The organism is Psychrobacter sp. JCM 18903, from assembly GCF_000586475.1.
GTDB lineage: Bacteria > Pseudomonadota > Gammaproteobacteria > Pseudomonadales > Moraxellaceae > Psychrobacter.
The window spans coordinates 1-861 of sequence record NZ_BAWJ01000053.1; the positions used below are offsets into that span (position 1 = coordinate 1).

An 861-nucleotide genomic window follows, 5' to 3' on the forward strand; every position below is an offset into this window, starting at 1 on the left:
TTAGGGCGTGTTGAACATTCATAATTTCAACCAAAGATAAGCACAAGCCAAAGCCACAGTGTTTTCATAACTTTGTTTGAGCTTATCAAATCTGGTTGCAACTGCTCTGTAATTTTTTAGCTTAGCGAAAGCGTTTTCTACTAAGTGGCGAGCTTTGTACAAGTGCCAGTCCATATGATCGTTAGAGGACCTTGTATTTCTTTTCCGAGGGATGTTATTGAAGCAGCCCACTTGTTTAATATGAGCACGTAGCGCATCAGAATCATAGCCCTTATCAGCACATACAGTCACTGTTGCGCTCAAATCTATGTTATCAATTAAGTCTGGAGCCACTTTCACATCATGAGTAGTACCATCTGACAAGAGAAAATTGATGGGATTGCCATGTGCATCAACTGCTAAGTGAATCTTAGTCGCACGTCCTGCCACACTTTTACTAATACCTTGCAGATTCTCATGACCGCCACTGCTATGCTGATGCGCTTTAATATGAGTACCATCAATAAAGACCCATTCAAGGTCTGAATCTTTGATTAACAAAGAAAATAGCGCAATCAACTTATTACTGCGAAACCAGCGTCGATAAGCTTTGTAGACGGTGTTGGGCTTACCAAAATAATCGGGTAAGTCACGCCAAGGGCAACCAACGCGCATCCGATAAAGAATACCTTCAACGGTACATCGAAGATTTCCTTTGTCATAGATATTCAGTTTTAGTAAGATAGGTCTTAGTTTGGTCCAGTGTTCATCTTTGAGCATTGTGCGAGGCATAGCGAACGAGATCTTTTGGTGTGAGAACTTAAAGATTAACCGTTCGCTATTTTTTTGCCATAATTTACTCTCAATGTTCAACACGCCCTA

General features: G+C 40.8%; 1 protein-coding gene. It reads right to left on the reverse strand.

The window, feature by feature from the left end:
• Nucleotides 1-18 precede the first annotated feature (18 nt).
• Nucleotides 19-771 carry an IS5 family transposase gene (locus TT12_RS14980; protein ID WP_045456533.1) on the reverse strand — a complete coding sequence of 251 codons (753 nt, stop codon included), beginning with the start codon at nt 769-771 and terminating at the stop codon, nt 19-21.
• Between the last annotated feature and the right edge of the window lie 90 nt (nt 772-861).

What these genes read in the sequence shown, in the direction of transcription:
- TT12_RS14980 (WP_045456533.1), bottom strand. Translation starts at nt 771, where the DNA reads ATGCCTCGCACAATGCTCAAAGATGAACACTGGACCAAACTAAGACCT.